A 25,574-nucleotide genomic window follows, 5' to 3' on the forward strand; every position below is an offset into this window, starting at 1 on the left:
TCCCCACTTGGGATGAAACCCTAGGTTTACATAAAAAAGCGTTGGTGGATTTTCCTCCTACCAACGCCTATGGTAATGATTATTCATCAAATTTGTTCGTCCAACATCCCCGTAACCTCCATAATCTTCGAGGCTAACAAAAATGAAGGAACTTCATAATCCACGCACTTGAGCTCAACCGCCGCTTCAGGCATTTCATTTACAATCGAAGTCTCTTGCGACTCTACAAGGGTAGATTGGGCGCCAGCTTGTTTGGCAATCAGCATGCCTCTCGCGCCATCGTTTCCCCTTCCGGTCATTAGAATCAAATGCTGCTTCAAGATTTTCAGTCCAGAAATCGATTCGAACAATACATCAATGGATGGACGGTATCCGTTCACTGAAGCTTTCTTGTGAAGTTTGATTCTACATACTTGCCCTTGCTGAACTACGGTCATATGACAATTACCAGGTGCAATATATGCCGTTCCGCCATGTACCAATTGATCATCTTTCGCCTCAACCACCCGTACACTTGAGAATCGATTCAATCGTTCTGCTAGTACTTTCGTATACTTGGGTGGCATATGCTGAACGATTAATAAAGGATATGGGAAGTTTGCCGGGAGCGAGCTAATTACGATTTCAAGCGCCTTCGGACCACCAACTCCACATCCTATGGCTACGATTTGATCGAATTCTTCCGTACATCCGTTCTTAGAATTGTCTTCTGCCTGTAGTCCTGTCATCACTTTCGAAACAGTAATATTGTTAAGGATAAGGGTTCTCAAAGGAATTTGAGCAGCTTGTTTAATTTTGAATATTAGCTCGTCTTTTATTTGGGACAAATCAGGTCCATGGATTTGAGTGGGCTTGGATATAAAATCTACAGCTCCGTTCTGTAGACCTGTGATAGTTGCTGTTATTCCATCCTTTGATCCCGAGCTTAGGATAAGGATAGGGGTTGGACGTTGCGACATAATACTAGAGAGCGCTACTAAACTATTCAATTCTGGCACTTCTATATCAATCGTCACGACATCAGGCCTGAGTTCTTGAACCATGCTAACCGCTTCGGATGCATTTCGAGCTGCTCCAATGACCTCGATAATTGAATCCTCCGCAATAAGGTTCGAGATCTGTTTACGCATCATTACTGAAGTAGCTACAACGAGCACCTTTAACTTTTGCACTACTTCTCCTCTCCTATCAATGATGATCCCCATGACACGGCTTATTTAACTTTAAAAATAGATACGAGTGCATTTAGTTCCTCCGCAAGCTGTGCTAATGCATTAGCCGTTGTTGCCGTTTCACTACTGCTTGCCGCCATTTCTTCCGTTGCTGCCGATATGCTCTCGATCGAGTACAACACTTCTGATGACTGCGCGGCCTGTTCTTCACTGGCAGCAGCAATTTCTGTTACTTTATGAGCGGTATCGTTCACCATAGAGAGAATATGATCAAAGGCTTCCCCATTTTTTTGTGAAAATGCTACGCCTTCGACTACAGCCTTCACGCTATGCTGCGTATTCTTCTGCATTTCTTTAATAATGTCCGTGACTTGCTTAGTAGCCTCACTGCTCCGCTCTGCTAGCTTTCTTACTTCATTCGCTACAACGGCAAAGCCTCGGCCCTGTTCACCTGCACGAGCCGCTTCTATAGCTGCGTTAAGAGCCAGCAGATTTGTCTGTTTTGCAATATCATCAATGACCGCAATGATCTCGCCAATTTTATCTGAGCCTTCTTCTAGTCTAGACATTTGGTTGTTAAGTAACGTCATCCCTTGAATGGAGTCAGTAACCACCGCACCTCCATCCTGAGCAATACGCATCGTATGATCTGACAGCTCTGAGGCTTGCTCTGCACTCTGAGCTACTGAATTAATCGCTTCAGACAATTCTCGGAACAACTCATTCATCGTTTGCGCTGCAGTGGCTTGACTCATACTGCCGCTAGCTACTTCCTCAGTACTTGCTGATATTTGCTGTGCTGCCGCCGAGACACTTTCCGCAGAGGACAAAATCCCCCCCACAGTATGCCTTAAGTTCAGAACCATTTCATTCACAGAATTCGCAAGTTTTCCGATCTCATCCTTAGAATTTAGATTCGAAGTTTCGCTTAAGTCTCCGTTGGCTACTTTACCTAGCAGGCGCATCACTTGATTAAGAGGCCGTGCTATAATTTGCGAGATTAGATAGCCAAAACCCACGCTGATTAAAAGTGCAATGATAGTAACACTAAAGGTAATCAACCGAGAGGATTGATATAATTCATTGGCGTTATCACTGGATTCCTGTGCCTGCTTCATATTGATGTCAATTAAACCTTGCAAGAAATCCGTCATCTCCGTAGTGGCCAGCTGTAAATCTCCTGTTATCAAATAATTCGTATATTCTTCATTACTAATGATCTTCTTATCCAATTCAATTGCATGATCCACGCTGGTGGTATAGCGTTGCCAGATCTCAGGATAATCCTTCATTTTCTCTAATTCTTCTTCTCTCAATCTTGTCTTACTATATTTACTCATGATGTCTTCAATGCTTTGGACATTCTTATGTAATTTATCCCGATATTCTTTTTTCTTCACCTCGGTTTGGGCCATCGTATTTATATCCCGGATGTTTATTCTATTCGTTAAAAAAAGTTCATTCGCTTCACCGAGATAGGCAATCGGTGTTAAGCGATTTTTATACATATCCTCGATGGACTCATCCATCTTACTCAAATTACTTATTCCATAGAATCCTACAAAGCATAAAATGACTGATACCAACACAAATGCTGAGATTAGCTTCACTGCTGTTCTCAAATTATAAAACCATTTCATCCTTCTGCACCTCATTACGTTAGTCAATTTTTAGTAATTCTTAGGAACTATTTCATCATAAACGGTAAGAAGAATATGGTAACCGAAAATAAATAGCGTGATCACGCAAAATTATTGCGTACCTCCGCAATGACGCGCAAAACAAAAAATCCCGCCTCACTATCTAGTGATCGGGATTTCAATCTATAGGGTTGTTACGTATTTTCACAATGAATTAGTAAAATCTGATTCCTTCAATATTCCGAGCCGTTTAGCTTTTATAGCCGCTTCAATTCTAGATTTCACATTTAGCTTTTGGAACAAATTCGTTAAACTATATTCTAGTGACCGCTGACTCATAAGCACAATCTCCGCTATTTCCTTATTACTTTTTCCTTTTGCGATTTCCGTCAGCATTTCATGTTCCCTTTTGCTAATCATGGAGGTTGCTTGTTCATCATTGATTTCTAATCCTTTAGGCGGTACTTTTCTTAACTGCTTGACTAAGGTCCGCGGTAGAATGACTTCCCCTCTTAATGCACATCGTACCGCTGTAATCAACTGCTCTCTATTGGTTGTTTTTGAGATAAACCCAAAGATCCCCGATTCGATCATCAGGTTAAATTTGTTAGTAAATTCATATCCGGTGTAGATTAAGATAATCGCATCCGCGTTCATTGTTAATACCTGCTTCGCCAAATCAATCCCATTCACATCCGCGATATGAAGATCAAATAACATTACGTCAAAGGAATGACTACTCACCATTTCAAGCACTTCATCCGCTGAATTAGCTAGAGTAACCTTCATGTCTCCCTCTTGCTCTAATATCATTTTAGTCCCTTCCATAACAGATGGATGATCATCCACTAACAATATTTGAATCATGCCTATGACTACCCCTCTATCCAATTGTTATGCCGCATGATTAATCTGTAGGTATAGATATATTGACCGCTAATCCCTTTTTATCTGGCGATCGGAATACTATTGACCCATCCATACTTCGAACCCTTTCCTTCATCCCATAAATCCCCATACTTGTAAGTGAATCCTCACCAAATAAATTCATTCCGATTCCGTTATCTTTATAATCCAAATGAATATGATTGTCTTCACTAGCTAAGGTGATGTGGACTTCTGTCGCAAAAGAGTGCTTTGCTGCATTAGCTAAAAGCTCTTGCACAATACGGTACAGACCTATAAGCACTTCATCATCTAACTTATGCGTGAATCCTTCAGACTCGAAATAAATCTGATAGTTGGTACGTAGCTGCGTAAATTCAAACAACGTCTCCAGCGAGGAGATAAGACCTTCATTAATTAATGCAGGAGGTCGGAGCTCGTTACAAATAATCCGCAGTTGATAAATAACATCAAGTAAACCTTCTGAGATCTGTTCTAGTTGTTCTCTAAGTTCCCCATTAATGGACCTTTCACCTAAGAGAAAATCCAGCTTACGATACCAGATAATCTGTTCTTGGAGCGCTGAGTCATGTAAATCCTGAGCAAGCCGTTTTCGCTCATTCTCTGATAAATTAAACATAAAGCGAAGAAGCCATGTAGGGGCCACTTGCTTAGAAGCCGCTAGCTCAAGATCCTTCGTTAAATCTTCGATAAGCAAAAAATGATCAAAGAGAACACTGACATAACGGGTAATCGTCTCCAGCCACACACGAATAGAACTGATTTCTAGTAAAAGCGTCTTCTCGTTAATCGATAGCAAGTAGCTCTTTCCTCGGGACTCCCCGATCTTGAGTGAATACCCTTGCTCCGTCTCGATAATTTCACATAATTTATCATGGTTAGATTCAACTGCGATAAATTTTATATTTGTTATCTGCAGAGTTTCTCTGACTTCTCTAAGTAACCGCTGTTCCATATGACTAATCTTCATCACACCAAAAAGATCTTCGGAGAACTGATCGAGACTCGTTTGCAGGCGAAAATACCGTTCCTCACTCTCTCGAATAATCTGCTCTGTATGTTGTCTATCCTCATCTGCTTTTTTTCGATCACTAATATCCCTAAATATAGAGATACATGCGACTTTTCCTTTGTACAAAATGGAGCTAGCTGTTACCTCTACATCGATAATCGTCCCATCTGAACGTACGACCTTTTGTTCAATAGGAACTAAGATCTTATAGGGTTCTTTATAGATCTCACGCATGCGTTCTTTCGCCAGCGGCAGATACTCCGGATGCGCCCAATTGAAAATATTTTTACCGATCAATTGACTCTCATCGCTAACTCCAAATAATCCAAGACAAGAGAAATTTACATAAACAAACTTATAATCGCTATGCAGAACGACCGCTTCAGGCGACATCTTGATCAGCTGCTGATTGAATTCCTCGCTTTCCCTTAATTCTTGTTCCATTTGGACTCTCTTGGTAATGTCTCTTGCTACAATTACGATACTCATTACTTCTCCATCCTCACCTAGAACGGGAGTAGCAAGACATTCTAAATTTAAGATATAACCTTTTGTGTGAATAAAACGATTGTAAAACATCTTACTTGCTTTTGTCCGAAAAATATTTGTTATTTGTTCACGCAAGCTTTCTTGCTCATCTGGATCGATATACTCTAAGATGGTAGTGTCCTTGATTAAACCTACAGGAATACCGATTAGGGTCTCACAGGAGGGGGAGGCTACAATGAAATTTCCTTTCTGATCCAGAACCCCCATCATATCCTTCATGTTATTAATAATTAGTCTGTACTCTGCTTCTCGCTGTGCCAGCTTTTGTTCTACTTCTACTGTTGATGTTATATCTTTAGCGACAACAAAAGCACCCACAATACGACTATTCACATAAATTGGGATGTTTTTCATAGTCCAGTGGCTCACTGATCCATCCTTACGCGAAGAGGCCACAACATAATGCTGAGCAGATCCCCGTACTGTTCTTCCGAAATAATCCGACATCCTCGTTATATTTTCTACTCCAAATAGATTCATGATGGACAAGTTCTCTCCGACCATACTTAAAGCTTCTCCAGTAATTTGCTGTGCCGCAGAATTGATTGCCAAAATATTACCTTGTAGATTCACCTCACATACGACGTCTGAGTTATAGTCAAATAAGGATTTATAGCGCTGTTCACTTTTGAGTAAAGCCTCCTTCATTAGCTTTCTTTCAGTAATATCTGCCAAGATCCCATCAAGCCGAACTACCGCTTGGGATTCATCTAGACTGGGTATGATTCTGACCTGTAACCATCGAGGCTCACCACTTGCGTGGATAATTCGATATTCACTAAGTTGTGGAATCCCTTGACCAACTGATGATATGATCTCTTGAATCAAGGGATTTTCTTCCTTATAAGCAATACGAAGCCAAAAATCATCCTCTTTCGCCTGCTCAACGGAATAACCGGTGATATTGAGTATGGCATCCGATATAAATAACACTTTCTTAGATACGTAATCGTAAGACCAAACCGCCACATCTAGATTAGAGAACATCTGTTGATACAAAGAAAATGTGCTCTCTAATTGAATCTGTGCCGTTTTTTGTTCAGTAATGTCCAGCATAATTCCATCTATTCGGCAGACCTTGTTCTCCTTATTTAGGATAGGCGTGCCGATATTTTGAACCCACTTCAGTCCTTCAGTAGGTAGTTGCATCCGATACTCAAGACTACTGATATGACCAGCATTTAATCTTTCCATGTAAGCATCATATCGATCACGATCCACTACATTTACAAGTTCCCGTAAAAAACTAGGGCTGTGCGGTTTAGTCTTACTTGTGCAACCAGCCCATTCCTCTAAAATTCTCGACATCGTCAGCAGATTTTCTTCCATATCCATAGACCATGTGATCACATTCTCGTCACCGAGTGAATGCATATTAAGATCACCTCCACATAAAAAGCCCCCCCTTTTCGGGGCGGCTTTTTGTTCTAATTCGCTATTTTACAAGCGTCATTACATGAATAACTTTATCCTACTGAGCAATCTGCTCACGGATATTCTGCAATATTTTCTTCTCCAGCCGGGATACCTGCACTTGAGAGATCCCTAGACGACTGGCGACCTCCGACTGCGTTTGATCACGATAGTAGCGTAGATAGACAATCAGACGTTCACGTTCACTGAGGCCTCCGATAGCTTCATTTAATGCCAGCTTATCGAACCAACGCTCCTGTGATTCGTCAGCGATTTGATCAATCAGCGTGATCGGATCTCCATCATTCTCAAACACCGTCTCATGGATAGAGGTCGGTGGTTTATTGGCTTCTTGAGCGAACACCACTTCTTCGGGTGTAACCCCTAGCGCTTCCGCAACTTCACCAATCGTAGGCAGACGATCAAGCGTTTTAGACATTTCGTCCTTCATCTTACGAACTTTATTAGCCATTTCCTTAAGGGAACGACTGACCTTCAAGGTGCCATCGTCACGAAGGAAACGCTGAATCTCACCGATAATCATCGGCACCGCATAAGTGGAGAACTTGACCTCATAGCTGAGGTCAAATTTATCAACGGACTTCAGGAGTCCAATGCAACCGATCTGGAACAAATCGTCAGGCTCATACCCGCGGTTCATAAACCGCTGTACTACCGACCAGACCAGTCGGATATTACAGCTTACAAGCGTGTCGCGGGCAAGACTATCTCCGGCCTGACTGAGCGCGATAAGACGTTTGACCTCCGCATCGTCCAAATAGGTCGGCGGAGCTTTTTTTGACTCTGCATCCATGGCTCCAACCCCTAATTGTATAAAGCTTTTTTCGAGACGATGGTTTTCTTCATTGAGATAGAAGTACCGTGTCCCGGTTCACTAGTGACTTCAAATTCATCCATGAAATTCTCCATAATAGTAAAGCCCATGCCCGACCGCTCCAGCTCTGGCTTAGAGGTATACAGCGGCTGTTGCGCCAGCTCCAAATCCTCAATGCCCCGTCCTTGATCCTCAATGGTTAGATGTACCGTTTCGTTGTCTAGCGATGCCGAAATGGTCACAATACCTTCCGGATCACTATCATACCCATGAATAATACAGTTGGTGACCGCTTCCGACACGACTGTCTTCAGATCATTCAGCTCGTCCATTGTAGGATCAAGCCGGGAAACGAACGCCGCTACGACTACACGCGCGAACGATTCGTTCTCCGAGCGTGCAGCGAACTGCACGTTCATGAAGTTACCAGCCTTACTATTTGTCATAACGCAACCTCCAAATCCGAGAGTGCAGTACTCTCGTCGTCATATAGGGGCATGATTTTGAACAGGCCTGACATTTCCAGCAGCCGCTTCACAGGTGCCGTTGCATCACACACAACCATTTTTCCACCTTTACTGTGGATCAGTTTATACCTTCCCAGAATCACGCCTAGGCCTGAACTGTCCATAAACTGCAGATGCTTAAGACTAAGAACCAAATGCGATACCTGACCACGCATAATCGCTTCATCCATATCCATTCTTACAAAATCGGCTGCGTGATGATCCAACTCCCCTGATAAACGGACAATCAACACACCCCTGTGATGCTCCATCTCCACATGAGAATTCATGCTTGCCACTCTCCTCTTCGTTGCTTTGAAAACTGACCTTGAAAGACAGTACCTATTCCCTTCAAGGACAAGGTTTTCTACGCGGCAAATCAGGAATCCTGCCTCACGACAAAACTAGAAGAAAACCCCTATGAATCTACAGAGTACATGGGGGTAATCTACAAAAAAACTGTTTTTAATCTACGCCGAACATCGAGCCTGTTGTGCGCTTAAAGAGCTTCCACCAGCCTGCTTTCGGCACAGCTTCCCCTGCTTTTAATTCATATTCCTTAATCACTTGGGTTCCTTGGTAGACCACTAGCTTGCCCACAGATTGACCTTCAGCTACTGGAGCCTTCACGCTTTCCGGCAATACTAGTTCGTGGCGAATGCCTTCTTGAGTCACACCTTTTTTCAAAAGAACACTGTACGTCTCTTTGGCCGTTATCGGCAGCTCGGATTTTACGCCCTTTTCAATCTTTAGGGTGCCGATGGCATCCCCTTCTTTGTGGATCGTGTGTACTTTATATTGCGAGAACAGGTAATCGAACATGCCTGACACTTCACTATTGCGCGTCTTTGTGTTCGGCTCGCCTAGCACAACAGCGACAGCACGTAGGCCATCTCTTGCTGCTGTAGCGGACAGACAGAATTTTGCCTCAGCAGTATAACCAGTCTTCAAACCATCAGCACCAGTGTAGAAACGCACTAGCTTGTTCGTGTTCACCAACCAGAACGGTTTGGTTGAATCCTTACGTAAGTAATCCTGATAGGAACCGGTATATTTGATAATTTGATCATGCTTCAAAAGCTCACGACTGATGACCGCAATATCGTAAGCTGAGGAATAGTGATTGGCGGCTGGAAGACCGTTGCAGTTGGCAAAATGGGTATCTTTTAGACCCAGTTCCTCTGCACGTTTATTCATCAGATCGACAAAAGCACTCTCTGAACCAGCTATTTTCTCCGCCATCGCCACAGAAGCATCATTACCAGAAGCCATAGCGATACCTTTAAGCATATCGTCTACCGACATTTCTTCACCAGGCTCCAGAAAAATCTGCGATCCGCCCATAGAAGCCGCATATTCGCTTGTTCGCACCTTATCAGTCAGCTGCAGCCTTCCTTCATCCAGCGCTTCCACCGTTAGTAACATCGTCATAATCTTCGTAATACTTGCGGGGGGCAGCTTATCATGGCTGTTCTTCTCATAAATAACAGTTCCGGTACCAGCGTCCATCAAAATAGCAGAACGTGCTCCCGGTGCGAGGTCTACAGCGGCAGCATTACTGCCAGAGTCCTTGGTTTTTTCTTCTGCATAAGCGCCTGACATAGGTCCTAGAACCGATACAGCGATACAGAGCACAAGCACAGCAAAACGCATTTTTCTCACAATGGTTCCCCTCCTGAACGTTAACCTTCATATCACAGGTACTGTGTTCCAGTTTCGTCAGAAAGGGTGAAAATTATTCCATTTTTAAGGAAATAACAACAATTATTTATCTCAAGAATTAAGGATGTCATCAATTAAAAAAAGCCCAGCAGCAGTTGCAGAGCATTTTTATTATAGGGGAGATTAAATAATATTTCAAATTTAAAGTATTTCCATTTTTTTAGCTCTCATTTTAGGACTTTAAAAGGTAAATCGTAGACTTTCACGAATGTTAACTAAGAACCTATACTGTCTTACAGAGGAGTGAATATACGAATGAACCCACTTGAAACTTATATTGAGACAGAAGCAAAACAGAACGATTTCTCAGGCGTAGTACTAGCAAAACAATATGATAAAGAAATCGCCAGCAGCTGTCACGGTTATGCCAATAAGTCGGATAAGCGCGAAAACAATATTCATACTCGGTTCGGGATCGCTTCCGGGTGTAAAATATTCACAGCAATTGCCGTCTGTCAACTGGTCGAAAGGGGATTGATTTCTTTCGAAAGCAGATTATCAGACTATCTGAAGAAGGTAGAGTTCCCTCTCTTTAGTTCTGAAATCACCATACATCAGTTACTTACGCATAGCTCTGGGATTCCAGATTATTTTGATGAAACAATCATGGGTGACTTCGAAGAACTGTGGAAGACACAACCTATGTACACTTTACAGCAACTGGAAGACTTTGTACCGATGTTTAGAAACCTCCCCATGATGTGGCCCCCTGGTGAACGTTTCCACTACAACAATACCGGATATATCGTGCTAGGTCTTCTGGTGGAGGAATTGAGTGGAATGTCCTTTTCCGATTATGTGGAACTTCACATCTTTAAGCCTTGCGGAATGGAGCAATCCGGTTACTTTACGTTAGATGCCTTACCAGCCAACTGTGCACTAGGATACATAGAAGAAGAGAACGGTAGCTGGAGAAGCAACATCTATTCAATCCCGGTAAAAGGAGGCGCTGACGGTGGAGCTTTCGTAACCGCTCCCGACATGCAGTTATTCTGGAATGGGCTAATGAACCATACCCTTTTGAGTCCAGTACTCACTTCATTGTTGCTTACTCCCCACATACATGTGGATGGTGAAGGCTATTATGGTTATGGTGTATGGATCACCCTCCGAGAAAAAAAAGTGTTCAAGTTTCATATTATGGGCTACGATCCCGGTGTTTCCTTCCGATCGGCTATCTATCCGGCTAGTGGAGAGACTGTGGTCGTATTATGTAATACAAGCAGCGGGGCTTCTCAGATTTTCAATCTTATCGATAAGCATTTGTAGCTGCTCCGTCAAAAACGTAAAACAGCGAGCCTCCTATTAACGGAGGCTCGCTATTTTACTCTCTATTTCAGGTCTTTGTCATGAAAATAATTACATTTCCTTGGCTAGTACCGTGTTACTCCATCCTTCGTAACAAGCGCGAATACCAGTGGCAATGGTGGAACCGATTCAGAAGTAATACGGTAAGCTTCCAGCACCTTGCCCTCAGCTTCCTCTACTTTCTTATCACTGGCATCATTGATATGCAATACTGCAACTGTATCCCCAATCTCTACAGCATCTCCAACTTTTTTAGAGAGTTGAATACCTACAGCCAAATCTATTACAGATTCCTTGGTTTCACGTCCTGCACCAAGCAGCATAGCAGCAATGCCGATTTCTTCTGCTTGAATCCCCTCAATGTAACCCTTAGTCTTCGCTTTCACTTCAATGAATCGTTTAGCAGCAGGGAGTTTCTCCGGATCATCGATTTGCGAAACATCTCCGCCTTGCGCACTCACGATCTGTTTGAATTTCTCCAGCGCTGTGCCATCTTCAATATGTGTCATCAGAATCGAACGAGCCTCCGCTTCATCCTTGGCTTTACCGCCAAGAATAAGCATCTGACTGCCCAGAATAAGGCAGACTTCCTGCAAATCTTTAGGACCGTGACCCTTCAAGGTCTCGATTCCTTCCTTAATTTCCAGCGCATTTCCGATCCCATAACCCAGTGGCTGATCCATATCACTGATGATCGCAACGGTATTACGACCCAAATGGGTGCCGATATCCACCATAGCCTGGGCAAGCGCAATAGAATCATCAAGCGTCTTCATAAAAGCACCGCTGCCGGTTTTGACATCCAGTACAATGGCGTCTGCACCCGCTGCAATCTTCTTGCTCATCACTGAGCTTGCAATAAGAGGGATGGATTCAACAGTTGCTGTTACATCCCGAAGGGCATACAGCTTTTTGTCAGCGGGTGTAATGTTGCCCGACTGGCCGATCACGGCAGCTCCGATCTCCCCTACTTGATCAAAAAAACGCTCGCGATCCATCTCTATAGAAAAGCCAGTGATCGACTCCAGCTTATCAAGTGTACCTCCTGTGTGCCCAAGTCCGCGGCCGGACATCTTCGCTACCGGTACTCCAGCAGAGGCTACCAACGGTGCAAGCACCACGGTGGTTTTATCTCCCACTCCACCTGTGGAGTGCTTATCAACCTTAATGCCTGCGATTGGGCTCAGATCCACTTGATCACCGGACATCGCCATTTCCATCGTTAGATCACCGGTCTCCCGTGCGTTCATGCCTTGAAAATAAACCGCCATGGCCCAAGCGGAAAGTTGATAATCAGGAACTTCACCTTTACTATAGCCTTGAATTAGAAAGGATATTTCCTCACGGCTCAGCTCTCCACCGTCTCTTTTTTTCTGAATAATGTCGACAGCTCTCATTTTACACCTGCATTTCACGGACATTTGCGCGAGCAAATCCGATATATTTTGGTTTAGTTAAATTAACTACCTGTTCATGCGTCAATGGCTTAAATTTAATCACTTGTGTCATAAATATGACCTCCCAGTAATTCAAAATGCAGTGCCCGAAATTACATTTTCGGAATAAAGCCTAAGACCAGTTTCAAGAAACGCTCACGCACACGTTCTGCAGTTTCCATTACCTCTTCATGATTGAGAGGTTGATCGAGGATTCCCGCGGCCATGTTAGTAATACAGGAGATGCCCAAAACCTCAATACCTGCATGACGAGCAACAATGGTCTCCGATACAGTAGACATACCCACAGCATCGGCACCTAGCGTACGAAGCATTACAATTTCAGCAGGCGTTTCGTAGCAAGGTCCCAATAGACCCGCATATACGCCTTCTTTGAACTCGAAATTCTGCTGAGCTGCCGTTTCCTTCGCTACCTGGATCAGGCGGCGACTGTAGGCGGTCGACATATCTGGGAAGCGCACACCAAGTGCAGGATCATTAGGTCCTATTAAAGGATTCCGTCCAGTCATATTAAGATGATCCGTAAGAAGCATAAGATCACCCGGCGTGAAATCAGTGTTCACTCCACCAGCTGCATTCGTTACTAGTAAACTGGCTATACCAAGCTCTTTCATAACCCGTACAGGGAATGCCGTTACCTCCGGTCCATAACCCTCATACATATGAAAGCGGCCCTTCATCATCACGACTCGGCGGCCTTCGATCATACCAATTAATAGCTCGCCCTCATGTCCTTCTACAGTAGACACAGGAAAGTGAGGAATCTCATCATATGGAATGCTTACTCCATCCGTAATAAGGTCTGCAAGCACACCGAGGCCTGAACCAAGGATCAATCCAATTTCCGGAGCCACCGGACATTTGTCTTTTATATAAATGGCTGCTTCTTGAATTTCTTTTTGAGTTAATGCGCTCATGGATGATCCTCCTTCATTGATGTTGTGGAGCAACCCACAACCCTTTTATTGCAGTTTCGCTAAAAAGCTTGTCCCATACTGCGGCGCCTTCGCACCAAAGTTATCAGCAATGGTTGCAGCTACATCAGAGAAGGTTTCACGAATGCCCAAACTTTCTGGATGTTTAAACCGCGGGCTATAGATTAAGAGCGGTACATATTCACGGGTATGATCAGTTCCACTATGGATCGGATCGTTACCATGGTCTGCAGAAATAATCAATAGATCATCTTCACCGAGCGTAGATAGAATTTCAGGCAGGGCCTGATCGAACACTTCCAGTGCACGGCCGTATCCTTCTGGGTCACGACGATGTCCATACAAAGAATCAAAATCCACCAGATTCGTAAACAGGAAACCGTCAAACGGTTGACGAAGCTGCTCAATAGTAACTTCGATTCCATGTTCATTGCTCTTCGTTGGATAAGAAGCCGTAACTCCTTCTCCTGTAAAGATATCGTTGATCTTACCAACCGCGATAACATCTTTACCGATATCAGTCAGCGCGTTCATTACCGTTGGTTCTGGCGGCTTCACAGCATAGTCATGCCGGTTTGGCGTCCGAACGAATTTCCCTGGTTCGCCAACATATGGACGAGCAATCACGCGACCAACCGAGAATTCTGGAGCCATCGTCAGCTCACGGGCTATTTTACAAGCGCTGTACAGCTCTTCGAGTGGAATGATATCTTCATGTGCAGCAAGCTGGAATACGCTGTCCGCAGAGGTATAGACAATCCAAGCACCGGTTTTCATTTGCTCTTCGCCGTATTCAACAAGAATCTCCGTTCCGGAAGCCGGTTTATTCCCGATTACCTTACGACCAGTTGCCGCTTCGAACTTCTCAATCAATTCTGCTGGAAAACCGTCAGGATACGTATTGAAAGGAACCTCAATCTTCAGCCCCATTAGCTCCCAGTGTCCGGTCATCGTATCCTTGCCTACAGATACTTCCTGCATTTTGCCGTAGTACCCTGTTGGTGAAGCTACAGGCTCTAGCGGTGGCAGCGGAGCAATATTAGCTAACCCGAGCTTCTGGAGATTAGGAAGCTTCAAACCAGGAACACGATCCAATATATGACCAAGCGTGTGCGACCCAGCATCACCGAAATTCGCAGCATCTGGCGCTTCACCGATACCAACACTATCTAGAACAATAAAACCAATTCGTTTAAATGAGGACATTATTGTCTTCACTCCTTTTTTAATATAGATATTCTTTCGTACCAACAAGAAGAAACGGCTGTACCGTCTTCCAGAAGACATACGCTTCCGAAGTTAGCGATACAATGTACCGCTTATCAGGTATCCGTTTCTGCTAAAAGATAACCTGCGGATCATTCCCCAGTCTATCCTTTCAGTATGATTCCATCATAACCATCTTACTCACAAAAAGCATCTTTAAAGCAGAATTATCGAGCTCTAGGATGGTGGCTCTCATATACTTCCTTCATATTCTTACGCGCTATACCGTTATAAATCTGAGTCGTCGAAATATCGGCATGACCCAGCATTTGTTGTACGGAACGCAAATCTGCTCCGCCTTCCAGTAAATGGGCTGCGAAGGAATGCCTAAGTGTATGCGGGGTAATATCCTGCTCAATGTTTGCTTCCCGTGCATATTTTTTTATGATTTTCCAAAAGCCTTGTCGGGTTAATCTTCCGCCTAGACTATTCAGGAACATGGCTGGTTCCTCCTGGTGATCACGAAGCAGCTTGTCCCGCATAAGTGAAGTGTAAGCCGCTACACTCTCAGCTGCAAGGGTTCCAATGGGAACTACCCGCTCCTTGCCAGAAGTTCCTGTACAACGCGCAAATTTCATATCCGTGTGCACATCATCCACGTTAAGTGAGATTAATTCAGAGACCTTAATGCCTGTTGCATAGAGTAATTCCAGCATAGCCTTATCGCGCATCCCTTGTGGCGTACTTACATCCGGCGCAGCCAATAACTGCTCTATTTCCGAAATGGTAAGCACCATAGGAGGTTTCTTATCAGGCTTCATGGTCTCCATGTCCAGTGTTGGATCCTGCTCAATCAAACGTTCCTTCAGCAAATAATGAAAAAAAGCACGAAGGGACACTGCGTTCCTGTTCAACGTTGCAGTTGCTCGACCAGCTCCGCGTAATGAGCCAAGATATAATATCACATGCGATCTTCGGATCTCATCAGGCTGACTAGCCCCCCGCTCTTCAGCGAACTCCAGAAACTGCGATACATCCCTACCGTAAGATTCCAGTGTATTCGGGGACAATCCTTTATCTCCGGACAAATAATGTAAAAACGGCTGCAAGTGTGACTTCATTATTTCACGCTCCTGTCCTGGCGCAGCTACTCATAGTGACTTCCTGCAGCACATTCAGCATGAGGGTTCTGCAGATGTGTACATTTAGTATACGCTGCATGAATCCACCTTGTTTTCTTCGACATTCTTCTCGCTTGTTCCTGCTTCCTGCGAAGCTTTCATTCTCCATACCAGTAATAGAAGCGCAAACGCTGTCTTGTATCCAGACCATCATCACCACGATCGGCATGATCAAAAGCCCGAACAGCGGAGCCTTCAGGAATTCCATAATTCTCTATCGGACTGATCCATTCACCAAGCCAGCTCATAGCACTGTATAGCAAATAGCTTAGAGCCACAAACATGATCATAAAATACAGCTTTCGAACTGTTTTGGGCACAGAAACGATCATATGGACGCCTCCCTCTACATACAGTTAAGATCTGCTCGTCCTTCACCTTATGCACCAAAACGGACTGATATGTATATCTCCAATAGACCAATCATTTAAAAAGCTCTCTCCGGTAAAAAAACCGGGGAGAGCTTATGAAGTGAATTTCATTATAAGATGACTTAGGACGGATTTCCGTTTGAATTATTCTTATCGCTACACCGATAGCATATCCCATGAAAATCAAGTCTATGATCAAGCACTGTGAAATTAAATTCTTTCTCCAGTCGCTCTTCTAGCGGACCTAACCAATCCTCGCGAATCTCATCCATACTACCGCATTGCACACAAATTAAATGATGATGATGGTGCTTCGCAGTATCTGTTCGCAGATCATAACGGGCGACACCGTCACCGAAGTTAATCTTTTCTACGACGTGAAGCTCGCTAAGAAGTTCCAGGGTACGATATACAGTCGCAAGACCGATCTCGGGAGCTTTCTCTTTCACGAGCATAAAAACATCTTCTGCGCTAAGATGATCTTCCTCATTCTCCAGCAGCACTCTTAAGGTCGCTTCCCGTTGGGGTGTAAGCTTGTATCCTTGGGATTGTAACTGTTGCTTAATTTTGTCTATCCGAGCTTCCATTGTCTCCCTCCCCCTTGGAAAATAACCTCACCGGTCTTCAAACCACTTCTTCCATTATAGGGGGTGTCGCTTTGAGAAGTCAAACGCTTTTACTGCAAGCCCAAGGTAGCCACTGCTTGTACAAGTGAAGGCGTAACCCAGCGCATCATGATCGGCGTAACATAGGTCTCAAAACTAGAAATGCCCAGAATCAACAGTGCCATTACAAGTGACAATATGGTGTACATAGTAAAAGGTCGAGTCACTGGCGTCCGACGTTGTCCTAGCACTCGGCTACGAATCATCTGTAAGGAAAAGGCGATCGCCGCTGCACTACTTACTAACAACACAGGAATCAGTACCAGATTGTGCGGAGCCACGGAGACTAATGCGAACAGCATTCCATGCCATGAATATTGACTTACTAGACAACCGACCGTAAAGCCGATCAATACCCCTTTAAGAAAATCAAGAATCAAGATTCCCGGCAGCCCGATGACTGATAATCCAAGGATCCAGATCAGCCCAATCCATTTCAGATTTAAGGCCGCTATACTCCAGTACGAATCAGGTGCTGCGGGTAGACCCTGCTGATCAACCGTTACAAAGAAATTTCCTAGATAATCCCCCAGCTCCTGTTGCTGATCCATCGTAAGCGCACTAACGATAAGAGCTCCAAATACAACACCTACCAGAAATAATACGCCGACAAAAATATACAGAGGCGTCTGTTCCTTCATCATCAGCCTTAAATTACGCATCGAGACGTTCCCCTTTCCGGTTACATGTTACACCATATGAGAAAACGTCCCGCGATATGACTTGTCCTTAGGACAATAACTCTACTTTCCAGGTTGTACGACTTTACCGTATGTTCCCCCACCGCCTGCTGATAATTCCAATATGCCTGAGCGGGCCCGAACGATCATAGCCGCCAAATCCACTCCTACTACGCTAGCAATTTCCGCTTCACCACAACCATGTAAAATGTTCATCTCCGTGCCAAAAGCTTGCAGTAACGCGTTCATCTTAGCCTTCCCGAGGCCTGGAATAAATTCAAGTGGAACCTGATAGTGATAAGGCGGACGGTTTGCGGGTACTAGAGGCGTCTTGCGGTCTGCGATATCTAGGATCCGGTCGAATACACCTCTCACCAATTTAAGACTGCCACAATACTGGCAGCGTTCCGATGTGACATAAGCTTCGTCAATAATACTGCCACAACCTCCGCAGTAGGTTCGGTGGTATTTACCCAGCCGGGGGTTAAGTCCGAAATTGGCAGTTACCTTCCGCCCTTCCTTACGTTCTAGTGCGAGTCGTAGTTCAGCAAAAGAAGGTCGTGCCAACGCCATTACATTATACTCTCGACCTAGTTTGCCCAGTGAATGCGCATCAGAGTTCGTTAGGAATGTGAAGTCATCCAGCTCAGAAAGATAACCCGCCATTTCCGAATCTGCACTCAGCCCTAGCTCAACTGCTGCTATGCGATGCAGATCAAAGATGTCTGCCATACGCTCCGCTGCACAGCCGTACAAGCCCTTGTGAGGCGTGAATATATGTGCAGGGATAAGAATGCCTCCCCGCCCATAAATCTCATCCTGAAGCTCCCTAGCCGGAGCATACAGGCGCTGGGAACTTAGATTCACATTCCGCATATAGCGGCTCATCCACGCACTAAAATCGGTCATGCGCTCCACGTCCGGCATGTAGGCGAGCACATGGCACTCTTTTCGCCCAGGCTCGCGGATTTCAATCTCTGTTCCCAGAATGATCGTAGTCCCTCGGTAAGCAATCCCTCCACCTTCAGCTAACGTCATCTCTCCAGATTCCAAGGAACGCTGAATATCACGTAGAACGCCTGGTGAATGACTATCAATAATACCGATCATTTCTAGTCCCTTGCGCTCTGCAGCCTCTTTGGCAATGCCCGCAAAGGTAAGCTCGCGGCTACCGCTGATTTTGACCGCTTGTCCTTCCGACGTTCGTCCAATATGAACATGCAGATCGCAATAGAAACTTTTCAATTCAGTTGTTAATTCCATTGGCCTGTCAGCGTGTATAGATGCCAAGCATACACTGCCATCATCGTCTTCGCGTCCGCGATGCGCCCGTCAGCCATATATTGATACGCTTCCTCCAGGGTAAGCTCCGAAACTTCTAGAAATTCGTCCTCGTCCAGGGACATATCCCCTGGCTTTGCATTAGTAGTCACATACAAATGAATAATCTCATCGGCGAAGCCGGGAGAAGTATAGAAGGATTTAAGCAATTTCAGATCTCCACTGTGAAATCCAGTCTCTTCTTGAAGTTCACGACCAGCCGCAACTAATGGATCTTCACCTTTATCCAGCTTCCCAGCCGGAATTTCTACTTCAGTGCGTTGCATGGGCTGACGGTATTGCTCTACAACAAGCATTTTGTTGCTGTTTAAAGCAAGCACCGCTACGGCGCCGGGATGCTTCACAACTTCACGTGTCGCAGTATTTCCATCAGGCAGTCTCACTGTGTCCACCTGTAAAGATATAATCTTCCCATCAAAAACAGGCTGCGTAGACAATGTCACTTCATCAAGCTCGGGTTTGCTGTGCAAATGTTGTTCTCCCATAAAGTTTCTGGTCTCCTTTTTCTCTATTGTGCATACGGTGTATTATAGCAAACTTAAAGGGAAAGAAGGAATTTCAGATGAACGAAATCTTCAGCCGTACAAGCTCATCCGCAGTTACAATGGTAGGTAAACCGGAGGAAATTAAGGCCATTTTAGCTAGGTGGATAGAGCGGTATGGGCCCGATATGCCTCTCTCATACATTCTCTCCCTAAAGGATCAATCCAAGATCATTCCAACCAAAGCAGGGTGAATTCTTAATCAAACATGCTTTTATAAATATAAGGAGCTGCTCCCAAGCTTAATAACTTGGAGGCAGCTCCTTCATTTAATTAAAAGAACTTTAGGTTAGCCCTTCACACTCTCTTTAACAATATTTACTACAAGCTCAGCCACTTTAACGATATCTTCGGCTTTAATCCGTTCCTTAGTGGTATGGATATGCTCGTATCCTACTGCGAGATTAATGGTCGGAACATCTAAGCCATTGAATACGTTAGCGTCACTTCCTCCACCAGAGTGGAACAGACGCGGCGTAAGACCCATAGAAGTGATAGCCCGCTGCGCAAGCTGTACCACTGGATCATTTTCATTAAAGCTGAACGCCGGATAAATAATTTCACTGCGGAATTCGCATTCTGCTCCGTATTCGCGGACCGTGGTCTCCAGTGCTTCACGCATCGAAGCGATTTGATCGCCAACTTTTTCCTGCACGATACTACGTGCTTCTGCGTCCAATTGAACGTGATCGCACACCACATTCGTAGGTCCGCCGCCAGCGAATTTACCGATATTCGCAGTCGTTTCGTTGTCGATCCGACCAAGCTTCATGGCAGCAATCGCTTTGCTCGCTACTTGAATCGCACTGATGCCGTCTTCTGGATTAACACCTGCATGAGCTGATTTTCCGAAGATTTGCATCGTAATCTTAGCTTGTGTAGGTGCCGCAACTGCAATCGCACCGACTTCACCATTGGAATCGAGTGCGAAACCGAAGTCTGCATCCAAATTGCTCGGATCCATCGAACGTGCACCTAGCAATCCAGATTCTTCACCCGCAGTAATTACGAACTGAATCTGACCATGTGGCAATTTTTGCTCTTGAATCACTCTGATCGCTTCGAACAATGCAGCTAGCCCAGCTTTGTCATCTGCTCCAAGGATCGTAGTGCCGTCACTTGTAATCCATCCATCCGCGCCGAGGGTAGGCTTGATATTTTGTCCAGGAACAACTGTATCCATGTGGCAAGTGAACAGTAACTTTGGCGCAGATCCACCGTTCTCAGCCGGCCAGGTAATGAACAGATTACCCGCTCCATGTCCAGTTCTTTCCTGGGAATCATCTTCGGTAACCTCTAAGCCAAGAGCGTTAAATTTGCTCTTGAGCACATCGGCAATCTGCCGCTCATTTCTTGTTTCACTATCAACTTGGACAAGCTCCATAAATTCTTGAATCAATCTGTCTTGTGAAATCACTGGACTTCCCTCTCTTTCGTGAATACGTTACAATGGTTGTACAGAAAGACCATCCATCTTCATGCTATTAACTTAAACTAAATCTAAAGGAGTTACTCATGCAACGTAATAAGTGGTTCAAAATCTTCATCTACGTCATGTTGTTCGCCATGATTGCCTCTACGCTCTTTATGGTTATCGAGCCTTTCCTTGCAGGATAATCTCTTCACAAGGAACATTGATAATAGCGGCTAGGGACCCCCTTGCCGCTATTTGGCTTGCCTGTTAGTTCGTTATTAAACCTTAAGCCATAGTGCCAAAGAACTCATCCTGCTCTTCATAAGGAAAGTGTCTTAGGAAATATGGAACCAATTCTTTGGCCACATCTTGTAGTTCAAAATGACGACCTGCACACTCCTCTAGGGAAGTTACTCCAAATTCAGTGATACCGCATGGAATAATCCCTTGAAAGCCGTATCCAGATATTCCTTCAGAAATGTTAAAAGCAAAACCATGGCTAGTAACAAACCCTCTTCGGAATTTGCTTTTGTTAAACTTAACACCAATGGCACAGATCTTCTCGTCGCCAACCCATACCCCTGTATACTCCGGCTTCCGTTCTCCTACAATTCCGTAGGATGCCAAATAATCAATAATCACAGCTTCCAGACTGCGCAAGTACCCGCGTAAATCCACCTTACCTTCTTCACCGAGCATAAGGATCGGATAACCTACAAGCTGACCCGGTCCGTGATATGTAATATCTCCTCCCCGGTCGATTTCAAACAGCGCAATTCCTTTTTCTTTGAGCTGCTCTTCATCTAGAAGAAGATGTTCGGGATGATTCTGTGAACCAATAGTATAGGTAGGCGGATGCTGCAAAAGAATCAATCGTTCCGGTTGCTCACCAGCATCAATGGCGTGCACACTTTCCTTTTGCAGATCCCAAGCCTCCCCATACTCCATAATAGGGTCATATGAAATCTGCAGCTTACGAATATCCGAATTATTCATACCGTCAGGTCCCCTTTTTCAGTCTCATGCCTGCACAGTTTGGCTCGTTATTATTTTTTAGTAAAGTTTCGTATCTGGGGTATATCCTTCAATGTTATCCTTGACGCGTTGCAAGAAACGACCGCAAATCACTCCGTCCAGAATCCGATGATCCAGCGACAGACAAATATTAGCCATTGACCGTACACCTATCATATCGTTAATGACCACAGGTCTTTTTACAATCGATTCAAACGTTAAAATCGCTGCCTGTGGATAGTTAATGATTGGATAAGAAAGAATGGAGCCAAATGAGCCGGTATTATTTACAGTGAAAGTCCCTCCCTGCAAATCTTCCAGACTCAGTTTGCCTTCGCGGGTTTTTTGTGCCAATTCATCAATCTCACGTGCCAGCCCGGCAACGTTTTTCTGATCCGCCTTCTTAATTACAGGAGTGATAACCGAATCTTCAGTACCTACCGCTAACGAGATATTGATATCACGTTTGACAATAATTTTGTCTACAGCCCAGACAGAGTTCATAATCGGGTAATCCTTAATCGCACTCACAACAGCCTTCATCATGAAAGCCAGATAGGTTAGATTGATACCTTCCTTACGCTTGAACTCATCCTTATGTTTATTGCGCAGTGCGACCAGATTAGTCACATCTACCTCAATCATTGTCCAAGCATGCGGAATCTCCGAGACACTTTGGCGCATTCTTGTAGCGATTGTATTCCGGATTGGTGTTACATCAATCAGGTATTCCGAACTGCTGCCTCGGCCACCCTCGACTTCAATTGTTGGAATACGAGGAGATTCGCTCAAATGTAGACCCGAATGGCGAAGAGGCTCTTCCGCCTTCTTCTCTTGGGCTTGAACGAACTGTGGAGCAGGCGGTTGTGACACCACTGGGGTTGGTTGACTAGCAGAAATCGAAGCTGGAGATGTAGCTCCGCCACTATCGATGAAGGCCAGCACATCCTTACGGGTAATTCGGCCACCCATACCAGTACCCATAACTAAAGTCAGGTCGATGTTATGCTCAGCCGCCAAAGTCTGTACCGCAGGAGAATAGCGTGCACGCATCGTATCGTTAGCAGTTGAAGTCGCACTTTGTCCTGCAACATTATTAGAGGAATTAGCTGCAACTGTGTTAGTGTTAGTCACGTTTGCAGCAGCAGATGCAGTCACAGGCACGGCAATACGACAAATGACTTCGCCGACATTGACAACCTGACCTTCTTCCGCCAATAGTTCACCCATAACTCCATCTATCGTTGAAGGCAATTCAGCATTTACTTTATCTGTAATAAGCTCACATATTGGTTCGTATTGCTCTACCGGATCGCCCGGTTTCTTCAGCCATTTGCCGATCGTCGCCGATACTAGCGATTCCGCCAGCTGCGGCATGATCACGTCAGTCAACTTTTGGTTGTCAGACATCTTTTCACTCCTCAAATGTTTTACGAAGTAAAACTCACTTCGTAAGCATAATCTTTAAGTTTTACGAAGCTTCGCTTCTTAGAAATACTTCGCAGTAAAACTTGCATCGTAAGCATAATCTTTAAGTTGTACGAAGCTTCGCGTCCACTCAACTATTTTAATATTGCGCCAGTCGAAGCATTTCCGCCTTCACTTTTTCTTTGCTAAGCATGAAGAACTTCTCCATTGGAGGGCTGATTGGCATCGCTGGAACATCGGGACCACAAAGACGGAAGATCGGCGCGTCTAGTTCAAATAGACAATGCTCAGCGATAATCGCCGCCACTTCGCCACCAATACCGCCCGTTTTATTGTCCTCGTGCACAATAAGAACCTTCCCTGTCTCACGAGCAGCAGCTATGATCGCCTCACGATCAAGAGGCTGCAAGGTCCGCAGATCTAGAATATGCGCTGTAATGCCTTCTTCGCGCTCCAATTCTTCTGCTGCTTGCATCGCAAAATGCAATGGCAAACTATAACCAATAACCGTAATATCTGTTCCCTTACGCAGCAGATTAGCTTCGCCAATTGGAACGGTGTAATCACCTTCTGGCACTTCTTCCTTGATCAGCTTATAGCACTTTTTGTTCTCGAAGAATAAAACCGGATCAGGATCACGTACGGCTGCCTTCAAAAGTCCTTTTGCATCGTAAGCAGAGTAAGGTGCGACAATCTTCAATCCTGGTGTACCGAAGAAAATCGATTCCGGACACTGAGAATGGTACAGACCGCCGAATACACCGCCGCCGATAGGCGCACGTATGACAACCGGGCAATTCCAATCGTTATTTGAACGATAGCGGATTTTGGCCGCTTCGCTAATGATTTGATTCGTTGCTGGAAGCATGAAGTCAGAGTACTGCATTTCAGCAATCGGCTTCATACCATACATAGCTGCACCAATCGCCACACCAGCTATAGCTGATTCCGCTAACGGTGTATCTAGTACACGTTCTTCTCCGAACTGTTCTTGCAGGCCTTTTGTTGTGGTAAATACGCCACCTTTGAGCCCCACGTCCTCACCAAGCACAAACACGGATTCATCGCGTTCCATTTCTTCCTTCATCGCGAGCCGAATGGCATCGATATATTCCATTATAGCCATGATTTATGCTCCTCCTTTCAGGTCGGAATCACTGTAAACATGCAGCAGTGTATCTTCCGGTTTCGGGAACGGAGCGTTGTCAGCATATTCGATTGCTGCTTTAAGCTCAAGATTGCATTCGGCAATAAGATCTTGTTCTTGCTCGTCACTCCAAAGTCCCAGACCGATCAGGTAATTACGGAATCCTGCTACGCCGTCCTTCTTCCAATTCTCATCAACCTCTTCTTTGGTCCGATAAGCCAAATCATTATCCGAGGTGGAGTGTGGAGATAAACGGTACATCATGGCTTCGATCAACGTAGGACCTTCACCCGCAAGTGCTCTTTCCCGAGCTTCCTTAACGACACGATATACTTCCAGTGGATCATTGCCGTCTACACGCACACCTGGAAATCCATAACCCAGAGCTCGGTCGCTGACCTTACCGCCAAGCTGTTTGTGAGCAGGAATAGAGATCGCGTACTGATTATTCTGACACATGATAATAACCGGCAGCTTATTCACTCCGGCAAAGTTACAAGCTTCATGAAAATCGCCTTGGTTGCTAGAGCCTTCCCCGAAGGTTACAAATGAGACGAATTTTTTCTTTTGCATTTTGGCTGCCAAAGCAAAACCAACCGCATGAGGGACCTGCGTGGTTACAGGACTTGAGCCTGTCACAATACGCAGACGCTTACTACCAAAGTGACCTGGCATTTGCCGCCCACCACTGTTTGGATCTTCTGCCTTTGCGAACACAGACAGCATCAATTCACGAGTAGTCATACCCACGGAGAGTACGAAAGCATAATCACGGTAATAAGGTAAAAAATAATCATTCTGCCGGTCCAGCGCAAATGCTGCTGCTACCTGACCCGCCTCCTGGCCAATGCCGGAGACATGAAAGTTAATCTTGCCAGCGCGCTGAAGCAGCAGACTGCGCTCGTCGTATTTACGTGCGAGCAGCATATATCTGTACATATCGATGACCTGGCCGTCACTTAGTCCAAGCTGCTTATGTCTGTTAATCGTTTCTACAGTATCTTGGGATTCCATAAAGAGATACCTCCTTATTCATAAAGCCTGAGCCTTACAGGATTTAAGACCAATTGTATCCTGATCTTAAAACCTGGTACTAAGACTTGGCTTGAGTTTATTATAATCCCTTTCTA

At 44.8% G+C, this 25,574-nt stretch carries 25 protein-coding genes; 3 read left to right on the forward strand and 22 right to left on the reverse strand.

All coding sequences use genetic code 11. The features are described 5' to 3' along the window. Positions 1–86 precede the first annotated feature (86 nt). The 8 genes from cheB to MKY19_RS21540 form a co-directional block, all read right to left on the reverse strand. On the reverse strand, positions 87–1,172 hold the full coding sequence (gene cheB, locus MKY19_RS21505; RefSeq protein WP_339266259.1) for a chemotaxis-specific protein-glutamate methyltransferase CheB: 1,086 nt from the start codon (positions 1,170–1,172) through the stop codon (positions 87–89). Between the two features lie 41 nt (positions 1,173–1,213). Next, positions 1,214–2,812: a methyl-accepting chemotaxis protein gene (locus tag MKY19_RS21510; protein WP_339797554.1), complete on the reverse strand. Its 1,599-nt coding sequence runs from the start codon at positions 2,810–2,812 to the stop codon at positions 1,214–1,216. Between the two features lie 204 nt (positions 2,813–3,016). Beyond that, positions 3,017–3,679, reverse strand: a complete 663-nt coding sequence (locus tag MKY19_RS21515; protein WP_076284516.1) for a response regulator transcription factor — start codon at positions 3,677–3,679, stop codon at positions 3,017–3,019. Positions 3,680–3,719: 40 nt separating this feature from the next. After that, on the reverse strand, positions 3,720–6,653 hold the full coding sequence (locus MKY19_RS21520) for a PAS domain S-box protein (RefSeq protein WP_339797558.1): 2,934 nt from the start codon (positions 6,651–6,653) through the stop codon (positions 3,720–3,722). 97 nt (positions 6,654–6,750) lie between these two features. Next, complete coding sequence (gene sigF, locus MKY19_RS21525; RefSeq protein WP_042129724.1) at positions 6,751–7,506, reverse strand: RNA polymerase sporulation sigma factor SigF; 756 nt, start codon at positions 7,504–7,506, stop codon at positions 6,751–6,753. 11 nt (positions 7,507–7,517) lie between these two features. Next, on the reverse strand, positions 7,518–7,973 hold the full coding sequence (gene spoIIAB / locus MKY19_RS21530; protein WP_042129726.1) for an anti-sigma F factor: 456 nt from the start codon (positions 7,971–7,973) through the stop codon (positions 7,518–7,520). Then, positions 7,970–8,323, reverse strand: a complete 354-nt coding sequence (gene spoIIAA / locus MKY19_RS21535; RefSeq protein WP_042129729.1) for an anti-sigma F factor antagonist — start codon at positions 8,321–8,323, stop codon at positions 7,970–7,972. Before spoIIAA ends, spoIIAB begins: the two co-directional genes overlap by 4 nt. A gap of 175 nt (positions 8,324–8,498) precedes the next feature. Next, positions 8,499–9,635, reverse strand: a complete 1,137-nt coding sequence (locus MKY19_RS21540) for a D-alanyl-D-alanine carboxypeptidase family protein (RefSeq protein ID WP_231573502.1) — start codon at positions 9,633–9,635, stop codon at positions 8,499–8,501. 375 nt (positions 9,636–10,010) lie between these two features. Between MKY19_RS21540 and MKY19_RS21545 the strand changes: the two genes are divergently transcribed. Next, the gene (locus MKY19_RS21545) at positions 10,011–11,024 is read left to right on the forward strand and encodes a serine hydrolase (protein WP_339797562.1); all 1,014 of its coding nucleotides are present in this window, start codon (positions 10,011–10,013) and stop codon (positions 11,022–11,024) included. 104 nt (positions 11,025–11,128) lie between these two features. On the opposite strand, the gene MKY19_RS21550 is transcribed toward MKY19_RS21545, so the two are convergent. From MKY19_RS21550 to MKY19_RS21590, 9 genes are all read right to left on the reverse strand, one after another. Further along, positions 11,129–12,460, reverse strand: a complete 1,332-nt coding sequence (locus MKY19_RS21550) for a pyrimidine-nucleoside phosphorylase (protein ID WP_339797565.1) — start codon at positions 12,458–12,460, stop codon at positions 11,129–11,131. A 152-nt stretch (positions 12,461–12,612) separates the two neighbouring features. Continuing rightward, a complete protein-coding gene (locus MKY19_RS21555; protein WP_076284512.1) occupies positions 12,613–13,437 on the reverse strand; it encodes a purine-nucleoside phosphorylase in 825 nt (274 codons plus the stop codon). 45 nt (positions 13,438–13,482) lie between these two features. Continuing rightward, positions 13,483–14,661: a phosphopentomutase gene (gene deoB / locus MKY19_RS21560; protein ID WP_042190363.1), complete on the reverse strand. Its 1,179-nt coding sequence runs from the start codon at positions 14,659–14,661 to the stop codon at positions 13,483–13,485. 227 nt (positions 14,662–14,888) lie between these two features. Further along, complete coding sequence (xerD, locus tag MKY19_RS21565; protein WP_339797568.1) at positions 14,889–15,782, reverse strand: site-specific tyrosine recombinase XerD; 894 nt, start codon at positions 15,780–15,782, stop codon at positions 14,889–14,891. Between the two features lie 158 nt (positions 15,783–15,940). Further along, the gene (locus MKY19_RS21570) at positions 15,941–16,174 is read right to left on the reverse strand and encodes a DUF4227 family protein (RefSeq protein ID WP_188114651.1); all 234 of its coding nucleotides are present in this window, start codon (positions 16,172–16,174) and stop codon (positions 15,941–15,943) included. Between the two features lie 161 nt (positions 16,175–16,335). Further along, on the reverse strand, positions 16,336–16,800 hold the full coding sequence (locus tag MKY19_RS21575; RefSeq protein ID WP_042129744.1) for a Fur family transcriptional regulator: 465 nt from the start codon (positions 16,798–16,800) through the stop codon (positions 16,336–16,338). Between the two features lie 89 nt (positions 16,801–16,889). Continuing rightward, the gene (spoIIM, locus tag MKY19_RS21580) at positions 16,890–17,540 is read right to left on the reverse strand and encodes a stage II sporulation protein M (RefSeq protein ID WP_339797572.1); all 651 of its coding nucleotides are present in this window, start codon (positions 17,538–17,540) and stop codon (positions 16,890–16,892) included. An 81-nt stretch (positions 17,541–17,621) separates the two neighbouring features. After that, on the reverse strand, positions 17,622–18,821 hold the full coding sequence (locus MKY19_RS21585; protein WP_339797575.1) for an endonuclease Q family protein: 1,200 nt from the start codon (positions 18,819–18,821) through the stop codon (positions 17,622–17,624). Further along, complete coding sequence (locus MKY19_RS21590) at positions 18,812–19,384, reverse strand: NUDIX hydrolase (RefSeq protein ID WP_339797578.1); 573 nt, start codon at positions 19,382–19,384, stop codon at positions 18,812–18,814. Before MKY19_RS21590 ends, MKY19_RS21585 begins: the two co-directional genes overlap by 10 nt. Before the next feature lie 77 nt (positions 19,385–19,461). On the opposite strand from MKY19_RS21590, the gene MKY19_RS21595 reads away from it, so the two are divergent. Beyond that, positions 19,462–19,635 carry a hypothetical protein gene (locus MKY19_RS21595; RefSeq protein ID WP_179085764.1) on the forward strand — a complete coding sequence of 58 codons (174 nt, stop codon included), beginning with the start codon at positions 19,462–19,464 and terminating at the stop codon, positions 19,633–19,635. A gap of 95 nt (positions 19,636–19,730) precedes the next feature. Here the strand turns inward: MKY19_RS21595 and MKY19_RS21600 are convergent, their stop codons facing one another. Further along, the gene (locus MKY19_RS21600) at positions 19,731–20,858 is read right to left on the reverse strand and encodes a tripeptidase T (RefSeq protein WP_339266270.1); all 1,128 of its coding nucleotides are present in this window, start codon (positions 20,856–20,858) and stop codon (positions 19,731–19,733) included. Positions 20,859–20,956: 98 nt separating this feature from the next. Between MKY19_RS21600 and prli42 the strand changes: the two genes are divergently transcribed. After that, positions 20,957–21,058, forward strand: a complete 102-nt coding sequence (gene prli42 / locus MKY19_RS21605) for a stressosome-associated protein Prli42 (protein ID WP_094872112.1) — start codon at positions 20,957–20,959, stop codon at positions 21,056–21,058. Positions 21,059–21,140: 82 nt separating this feature from the next. On the opposite strand, the gene lipB is transcribed toward prli42, so the two are convergent. The 4 genes from lipB to MKY19_RS21625 all read right to left on the reverse strand — a co-directional run bounded on the left by lipB (position 21,141) and on the right by MKY19_RS21625 (position 25,458). Continuing rightward, positions 21,141–21,851, reverse strand: coding sequence for a lipoyl(octanoyl) transferase LipB (lipB, locus tag MKY19_RS21610; RefSeq protein WP_076284505.1), 711 nt, complete (start codon positions 21,849–21,851; stop codon positions 21,141–21,143). 57 nt (positions 21,852–21,908) lie between these two features. Then, positions 21,909–23,279 carry a dihydrolipoamide acetyltransferase family protein gene (locus tag MKY19_RS21615; protein WP_339797583.1) on the reverse strand — a complete coding sequence of 457 codons (1,371 nt, stop codon included), beginning with the start codon at positions 23,277–23,279 and terminating at the stop codon, positions 21,909–21,911. Between the two features lie 157 nt (positions 23,280–23,436). After that, positions 23,437–24,423, reverse strand: coding sequence for an alpha-ketoacid dehydrogenase subunit beta (locus MKY19_RS21620; RefSeq protein WP_042190385.1), 987 nt, complete (start codon positions 24,421–24,423; stop codon positions 23,437–23,439). A 3-nt stretch (positions 24,424–24,426) separates the two neighbouring features. Next, positions 24,427–25,458: a thiamine pyrophosphate-dependent dehydrogenase E1 component subunit alpha gene (locus MKY19_RS21625; protein WP_042190387.1), complete on the reverse strand. Its 1,032-nt coding sequence runs from the start codon at positions 25,456–25,458 to the stop codon at positions 24,427–24,429. Positions 25,459–25,574: the final 116 nt, after the last annotated feature.

It is taken from the genome of Paenibacillus sp. FSL R5-0744 (assembly GCF_037972555.1).
Taxonomy (GTDB): Bacteria; Bacillota; Bacilli; order Paenibacillales; family Paenibacillaceae; genus Paenibacillus_AQ.

What these genes read in the sequence shown, in the direction of transcription:
- MKY19_RS21555 (WP_076284512.1), bottom strand. Translation starts at nt 13,437, where the DNA reads ATGAGCGCATTAACTCAAAAAGAAATTCAAGAAGCAGCCATTTATATA.
- MKY19_RS21575 (WP_042129744.1), bottom strand. Translation starts at nt 16,800, where the DNA reads ATGGAAGCTCGGATAGACAAAATTAAGCAACAGTTACAATCCCAAGGA.
- MKY19_RS21520 (WP_339797558.1), bottom strand. Translation starts at nt 6,653, where the DNA reads ATGCATTCACTCGGTGACGAGAATGTGATCACATGGTCTATGGATATG.
- xerD (WP_339797568.1), bottom strand. Translation starts at nt 15,782, where the DNA reads ATGAAGTCACACTTGCAGCCGTTTTTACATTATTTGTCCGGAGATAAA.
- MKY19_RS21515 (WP_076284516.1), bottom strand. Translation starts at nt 3,679, where the DNA reads ATGATTCAAATATTGTTAGTGGATGATCATCCATCTGTTATGGAAGGG.
- MKY19_RS21590 (WP_339797578.1), bottom strand. Translation starts at nt 19,384, where the DNA reads ATGGGAGAACAACATTTGCACAGCAAACCCGAGCTTGATGAAGTGACA.
- prli42 (WP_094872112.1), top strand. Translation starts at nt 20,957, where the DNA reads ATGCAACGTAATAAGTGGTTCAAAATCTTCATCTACGTCATGTTGTTC.
- spoIIM (WP_339797572.1), bottom strand. Translation starts at nt 17,540, where the DNA reads ATGCGTAATTTAAGGCTGATGATGAAGGAACAGACGCCTCTGTATATT.
- MKY19_RS21620 (WP_042190385.1), bottom strand. Translation starts at nt 24,423, where the DNA reads ATGGCTATAATGGAATATATCGATGCCATTCGGCTCGCGATGAAGGAA.
- MKY19_RS21550 (WP_339797565.1), bottom strand. Translation starts at nt 12,460, where the DNA reads ATGAGAGCTGTCGACATTATTCAGAAAAAAAGAGACGGTGGAGAGCTG.
- lipB (WP_076284505.1), bottom strand. Translation starts at nt 21,851, where the DNA reads ATGAATAATTCGGATATTCGTAAGCTGCAGATTTCATATGACCCTATT.
- MKY19_RS21615 (WP_339797583.1), bottom strand. Translation starts at nt 23,279, where the DNA reads ATGTCTGACAACCAAAAGTTGACTGACGTGATCATGCCGCAGCTGGCG.
- MKY19_RS21595 (WP_179085764.1), top strand. Translation starts at nt 19,462, where the DNA reads ATGAACGAAATCTTCAGCCGTACAAGCTCATCCGCAGTTACAATGGTA.
- MKY19_RS21625 (WP_042190387.1), bottom strand. Translation starts at nt 25,458, where the DNA reads ATGGAATCCCAAGATACTGTAGAAACGATTAACAGACATAAGCAGCTT.
- sigF (WP_042129724.1), bottom strand. Translation starts at nt 7,506, where the DNA reads ATGGATGCAGAGTCAAAAAAAGCTCCGCCGACCTATTTGGACGATGCG.
- MKY19_RS21540 (WP_231573502.1), bottom strand. Translation starts at nt 9,635, where the DNA reads ATGTCAGGCGCTTATGCAGAAGAAAAAACCAAGGACTCTGGCAGTAAT.
- deoB (WP_042190363.1), bottom strand. Translation starts at nt 14,661, where the DNA reads ATGTCCTCATTTAAACGAATTGGTTTTATTGTTCTAGATAGTGTTGGT.
- MKY19_RS21570 (WP_188114651.1), bottom strand. Translation starts at nt 16,174, where the DNA reads ATGATCGTTTCTGTGCCCAAAACAGTTCGAAAGCTGTATTTTATGATC.
- spoIIAA (WP_042129729.1), bottom strand. Translation starts at nt 8,323, where the DNA reads ATGAATTCTCATGTGGAGATGGAGCATCACAGGGGTGTGTTGATTGTC.
- spoIIAB (WP_042129726.1), bottom strand. Translation starts at nt 7,973, where the DNA reads ATGACAAATAGTAAGGCTGGTAACTTCATGAACGTGCAGTTCGCTGCA.
- MKY19_RS21545 (WP_339797562.1), top strand. Translation starts at nt 10,011, where the DNA reads ATGAACCCACTTGAAACTTATATTGAGACAGAAGCAAAACAGAACGAT.
- MKY19_RS21510 (WP_339797554.1), bottom strand. Translation starts at nt 2,812, where the DNA reads ATGAAATGGTTTTATAATTTGAGAACAGCAGTGAAGCTAATCTCAGCA.
- MKY19_RS21585 (WP_339797575.1), bottom strand. Translation starts at nt 18,821, where the DNA reads ATGGAATTAACAACTGAATTGAAAAGTTTCTATTGCGATCTGCATGTT.